Below are 4,933 nucleotides of genomic sequence, written 5' to 3' on the forward strand. Positions count from 1 at the left end.
AACCCCCCCGGTCCCCCGGCGCGGGGGGCTGCTTTTTTTTTAAACCCCCCTGCCCGGTACCTGGGCGCGGTCAAACGGGCAAATACACAACACGCCGCCGTGCACGACGCCGAACCACGCGCCCGCGCGGCGCACGCGGCGGTGCTGGTTCAGTGCGGCGACGAATTGCGGCACGATCTCGACCAGCCTGAAACGCTGGGAGATTGCTGCCGTCGTCAGTTGCTCGAGCAGGGACAGCGGCACCGCGGCCGCGAGGAACGGGCGCGCCGCGTCCCAGTCCGCGCTGATGCTCCAACCGGACACGCCGCCGCCGAACAGCGCCTGGTAGCGCAGCATGGCCGCCGCTTCGAGGTCGGCGAGGCGCGTCGCGCCTTCCGGTGGCGTCACCTGCCACAGACGCGCGAGGTCGTCGGCCAGCACCACCGTCACCGGCAGGCCGGCCACGTCATGCTCGCCCAGCAGCATGCCCAGCGCCGCGCCGAGCGACACCGGATCGGCGCCCGTCGCCGCCACCTGGCCGAGCAGGCGCGCGCGCTCGTGCGGCCAGATACTCGTGCGCACGAGCGCCAGGGCGTCGGGCGCGATGCCGATGCGCAGCGACTGGCCGAAGCTCGACTTGAAACCATTAAGCATGCAGCGTGACCCTCCGGATTTCCTCGATGGTGGTGGCCCCGCGTTTCACGAGATCCAGCGCCGCGAGGCGCAGGCTGCGCGTGCCGTTGGCGGCGGCGGCGGCCTTGATGCGGCGGATCGGCTGCTTGTCGACGATCAGTTCGCGGATCTCGTCGTTCAAGGTCAGGATCTCGGCGATCGAGCGGCGGCCTTTGTAGCCGGTGCCGCGGCAATCGCCGCACCCCAGGCCGTGCATGAACTGGTAATCGTGGACGTCGGCGCGCGTCAGGTGCGCGCACGCCAGTTCGTCGTCGGACGGCGTGTACTGGACCACGCAGCGCGGGCAGTTCATGCGGATCAGGCGCTGGGCCCAGATGCCGTTCAGCGCCGACACGAACGCGTACGGGTCGATGCCCATGTGCGTGAAGCGGCCGAACACGTCGAACACGTTGTTGGCGTGGACCGTCGTCAGCACGAGGTGGCCCGTCAGCGCCGACTGCACCGCGATCTCCGCCGTCTCGCGGTCGCGGATCTCGCCGACCATGATCTTGTCCGGATCGTGGCGCAGGATCGAGCGCAGGCCCTTCGCGAACGACAGGCCCTTCTTTTCGTTGACGGGAATCTGCAGGATGCCCGGCAGCTGGTATTCGACCGGGTCCTCGATCGTGATGATCTTTTCGCGGCCGTTGTGGATCTCGGTCAGCGCCGCGTACAAGGTGGTCGTCTTGCCGGAGCCCGTCGGCCCCGTCACGAGCAGCATGCCGTACGCCTCCTGCGCGAGCATGCGCAGCGTCGCCAGCGACGGCGCGTCGAAGCCCAGCGCTTCCAGCGTGAGCGAGCCGTACGCTTCGATCATCGCGCGCTTGTCGAGGATACGGATGACGGCATCCTCGCCGTGGATGCTGGGCATGATCGACACGCGCAGGTCGATCTCGCGCCCGGCCGATTCGACGCGAAAGCTGCCGTCCTGCGGGATGCGGCGCTCGGCGATGTCCAGCTCCGCCAGCACCTTCAAACGCGAGATGATGTGCTCCGCCAGTTCGATGCCGCCGACGGACGCCGCGTGATCGAGCACGCCGTCCACGCGGTACTTGACGGCGAGACCGCCCGCGGTGCTTTCCAGGTGGATGTCGGAGGCGCCCGCCTTCAAGGCGTCGTACAGGGTCGAGTTCACGAGCTTGACGGCGGGGCTCGCGGCTTCCGACACGGACGCGAACGACAGCACCGTCGCGCTCTTGCCGTCGCGGCGCCCCTCCCCGCTGTCGCCGACGAGCGTGTCGACGGCGCGCGCGGATTCCTCCTGCTTGCCGAGGTACGCCTGGATGTCCGATTGCAGCGCGAGGCGCAGGTGCAGCGGAGACGCCGCCGTCGCGCCGGCCTGCGCCTGCAGCCAGGTCTGCAGGTCGAGGTCGAACGGGTCCGCGATCACGCCCGTCAGGTGTTTCGCATCGTCGCGCAGCAGCACGCAGTGGCGTGCCAGCGCCTGCGCCAGCGGCAGCAGGTCGAACGCGGGCTGCTGGCCGAACATCTCCGGCGTTTCCATCGTGGCGAGGCCGAACGGCTCGGCGAGCAGGCGTACGATCTCGCGCGGCTCCAGGCCCGACAGGCCCTGCAGTTCTTCGACGAGCGAACGGCGCGATTGCCGGCTCTGGGCGCGCGCGCGCGCCAGCAATGCGGCATCCAGGATTGCTTCCGGCGCGTTCACGACATGTCTCCGGCGAGATCGAAAATAGGCATGTACAACAGCACGACGATGGCGCCGACGACGAGGCCGATCGCCGCCATCAGCAGGGGTTCGAAAGTACGGGTGAAACGGTCGATCCAGCGGCCGATCTCGCCGTCGTAGAACGCGGCCGAGCGCGTGAGCATCGTACCCATCGAGCCCGTGCGCTCGCCCACGCGCAGCATGCGCAGCGAGATCGGCGTCGTCAGGCCGTTCGCCTCGAACGCGTCGGACATCGGCCGTCCCGCCTCGATCGCGGCGCGCGCCGCTTTCAGGCCGCCGGCGATACCGGGCGATACCATGCCCTGCACGGTGTCGATCGCGTTCACGAGCGTGATGCCGCCTTCGTTCAGCATGCCCAGCGTGAGGTACAGGCGCGAGAGTTCATAGATGCGGGCGCGCTCGCCGATGCCGGGCAGCTTCGCCAGCAGGCGCGCGGCGCCGCCCTGTTTCAGCGCGCGCCGGATGGCCCACGCGGCCAGTGCGACGAATGCCGCGAAGCCGATGAAGAGCCCCGCCGCATGCCGGCCCGCGAACTGGCCCCAGTCCAGCATCAGGCGCGACATCCACGGCAGGTTGCGGCCCGCGCCCTGGTACACCTCGGCGAAGCGCGGCACCACGTACGACATCAGAAAAATGCTCACGCCGCCGCCCACGAGCAGCAGGATCGCGGGATAGATCGACGCGCTGACGACCTTGGCGCGCACGGTGTCGATGCGCTGCTGGTATTCGATATAGCGTTCGAGCGCGCGCGGCAGGTCGCTGGTCCCCTCGGCCGCGCGCACGATGCCCACGTACAGCGGCGGGAACAGCGCGGGCTGCGCGGCCATCACGGTGGACAGGCGCTTGCCTTCGCGCAGGCCGGCCAGCAGCCGTTCCAGCACGCTGCGCGTGGCGGGACTGGTTTCCTTTTCCAGCAGCGCTTCCAGGCCTTCGACGATGCCCAGGCCCGCCGTCAGCAGCGCGAGCAGCTCCTGGCTGAACAGCACGAGCGACAGCTTGCCGCCGCGCTGGCGGCGCAGCAGCGGCGCCTGCGCGGGTTCGATCGCGCTGACGAACAGCCCGCGCGCCTCGACCTGGCGGCGCGCGTCCGCCTCGTCGAGGGCGTCGACGAGCACGCTGGCGATGCGCATGTCGGGCGCAAGGGTGCGAACCGCGAACTGCATGGGAGCGACCGGCCGGAGCGTTATTGGGAGCTGATGTCGGCGTTCTCGCCTTCGCCGCCCGGCTGGCCGTCCTTGCCGAGCGAGAGTATTTCATACTCGCCCTTCGTGCCGGGCGCGCGGTACTGGTAGGCATGGCCCCACGGATCGAGCGGGACACCCTTCTTCAGGTACGGGCCGTTCCACTTGCCGGACGCCGTCGACGGCGCCGTGAGCAGCGCGGCCAGGCCCTCTTCCGTCGTCGGATAGCGGCCGACGTCGAGGCGGTACGTGTCCAGCGATTTTTCGAACGCTTCGATCTGGGCCTTGGCCACGGTGACCTCGGATTTGCCCAGTTGGGAGAAATATTTCGGGCCGACGTAAGCCGCCAGCAAACCGATGATAACGATAACTACCAAGAGTTCAAGCAGGGTAAAACCAGCCTGGCGGACCCGCGCGGCGGTGTCCTGGTTCTGCACACGATACATCCAACCGACTCCTCTATTGCTTTGGTGTAAAGCCTTGCATGAAGGCTACCATGGCCCCGTCATGGCGACAAATCATTTTCCTGCATCGATCGTCGGTCGAATTCGCAAACGGATTTCTTGTTCGCAAAATTTTAACCTTCTTCTGCTCGCCTGAACACTGTTGCGCAATTGTTCCCCCATCCTTAGGGTCAGGGACGACGGAATGCCTAGCATACCTCGTTATCTGTGTGAAATCCTTTATGTTTTTTCGTTAATGGGGGAAGGATTTGTGTCGTTTTCGCGCGAATTTTTCTTACCTTCATTTAAAGTTTCCGTGAGGATATTTCCTCATATCATCGCTTATCTTCGCTTATTTCCGCACGAAAATATTTCGAAATGATAATATTTGCACGAAATTAACAACAAAAATATTGAGCTACGGAAAAACTGCCGTTACAGTGACGCATCGATGAGTTTTGCGTTGCCTTGAATCATGAAAATCTCCGCTTTCCGTACCGCTATCGCCGTCACCCTCGCCGTCACCCTCGCCGCCTGTGGCAGTGGCGCCCAGATCGACCAGCCGGTCCAGACCGCCGCGATGACGGGCAGCGCCGCCCAGGTCGCCTCGGCCAACTCGCCCGCGCCGGATTGCGCGGCCGATGGCTGCAAGGGCCTGCGCATCATCGACGCGAACGCCGAAGCCTACCGCTACGAAGCCATGCGCCGCGCGGCGGCCGACGCACCGCAGTCCTGATCCTCCCCCAGCAGCCGTAGATCCATGCAGCGCGCCAGCGCGTGCGCCCGGTTGTTGACGCCGAGCGTGCGGTAGATCCGCTGCAAATGGTTCTTGACGGTCAGCGCGCTGATACCCAGCAGCCTCCCCATCTCGTCATTGCTCTTCCCCGCCCGCAGCCAGCCGATGATCTCGGTCTCGCGCGCGGAGAGCGCACGTGCCGGCGCCCCGTCCACGGCCGTCCGCGCCGCCGGCA

The 4,933-nt window shown here is 66.5% G+C and carries 6 protein-coding genes; 1 reads left to right on the forward strand and 5 read right to left on the reverse strand.

What is annotated here, in order from left to right:
• Window positions 1–39: 39 nt before the first annotated feature.
• The 4 genes from ACEN88_RS24260 to gspG are packed head-to-tail and all read right to left on the reverse strand — an operon-like array spanning window position 40 to window position 3,965.
• A complete protein-coding gene (locus tag ACEN88_RS24260) occupies window positions 40–633 on the reverse strand; it encodes a hypothetical protein (protein ID WP_413343785.1) in 594 nt (197 codons plus the stop codon).
• The gene (locus ACEN88_RS24265; RefSeq protein ID WP_413343787.1) at window positions 626–2,317 is read right to left on the reverse strand and encodes a GspE/PulE family protein; all 1,692 of its coding nucleotides are present in this window, start codon (window positions 2,315–2,317) and stop codon (window positions 626–628) included. The genes ACEN88_RS24260 and ACEN88_RS24265 overlap by 8 nt, the downstream gene beginning before the upstream one ends.
• Window positions 2,314–3,501: a type II secretion system F family protein gene (locus ACEN88_RS24270; protein ID WP_413343789.1), complete on the reverse strand. Its 1,188-nt coding sequence runs from the start codon at window positions 3,499–3,501 to the stop codon at window positions 2,314–2,316. Before ACEN88_RS24270 ends, ACEN88_RS24265 begins: the two co-directional genes overlap by 4 nt.
• A gap of 20 nt (window positions 3,502–3,521) precedes the next feature.
• Window positions 3,522–3,965 carry a type II secretion system major pseudopilin GspG gene (gene gspG / locus ACEN88_RS24275; RefSeq protein ID WP_371764717.1) on the reverse strand — a complete coding sequence of 148 codons (444 nt, stop codon included), beginning with the start codon at window positions 3,963–3,965 and terminating at the stop codon, window positions 3,522–3,524.
• Between the two features lie 472 nt (window positions 3,966–4,437).
• Between gspG and ACEN88_RS24280 the strand changes: the two genes are divergently transcribed.
• A complete protein-coding gene (locus tag ACEN88_RS24280; RefSeq protein ID WP_413343791.1) occupies window positions 4,438–4,698 on the forward strand; it encodes a hypothetical protein in 261 nt (86 codons plus the stop codon).
• Here ACEN88_RS24280 and ACEN88_RS24285 read toward each other — a convergent pair.
• Window positions 4,653–4,933 (reverse strand): LuxR C-terminal-related transcriptional regulator (locus ACEN88_RS24285; protein WP_413343793.1); only part of this gene is annotated, 281 nt, incomplete at its 5' end. The two genes, ACEN88_RS24280 and ACEN88_RS24285, sit on opposite strands and share 46 nt — an antisense overlap.

It is taken from the genome of Massilia sp. CT11-108, assembly GCF_047302915.1.
Lineage (GTDB): Bacteria > Pseudomonadota > Gammaproteobacteria > Burkholderiales > Burkholderiaceae_D > Telluria > Telluria orientalis.

Bases quoted from the DNA above. Each gene is read 5' to 3' on its own strand.
- ACEN88_RS24260 (WP_413343785.1), bottom strand. From the start codon at position 633: ATGCTTAATGGTTTCAAGTCGAGCTTCGGCCAGTCGCTGCGCATCGGC.
- ACEN88_RS24270 (WP_413343789.1), bottom strand. From the start codon at position 3,501: ATGCAGTTCGCGGTTCGCACCCTTGCGCCCGACATGCGCATCGCCAGC.
- gspG (WP_371764717.1), bottom strand. From the start codon at position 3,965: ATGTATCGTGTGCAGAACCAGGACACCGCCGCGCGGGTCCGCCAGGCT.
- ACEN88_RS24280 (WP_413343791.1), top strand. From the start codon at position 4,438: ATGAAAATCTCCGCTTTCCGTACCGCTATCGCCGTCACCCTCGCCGTC.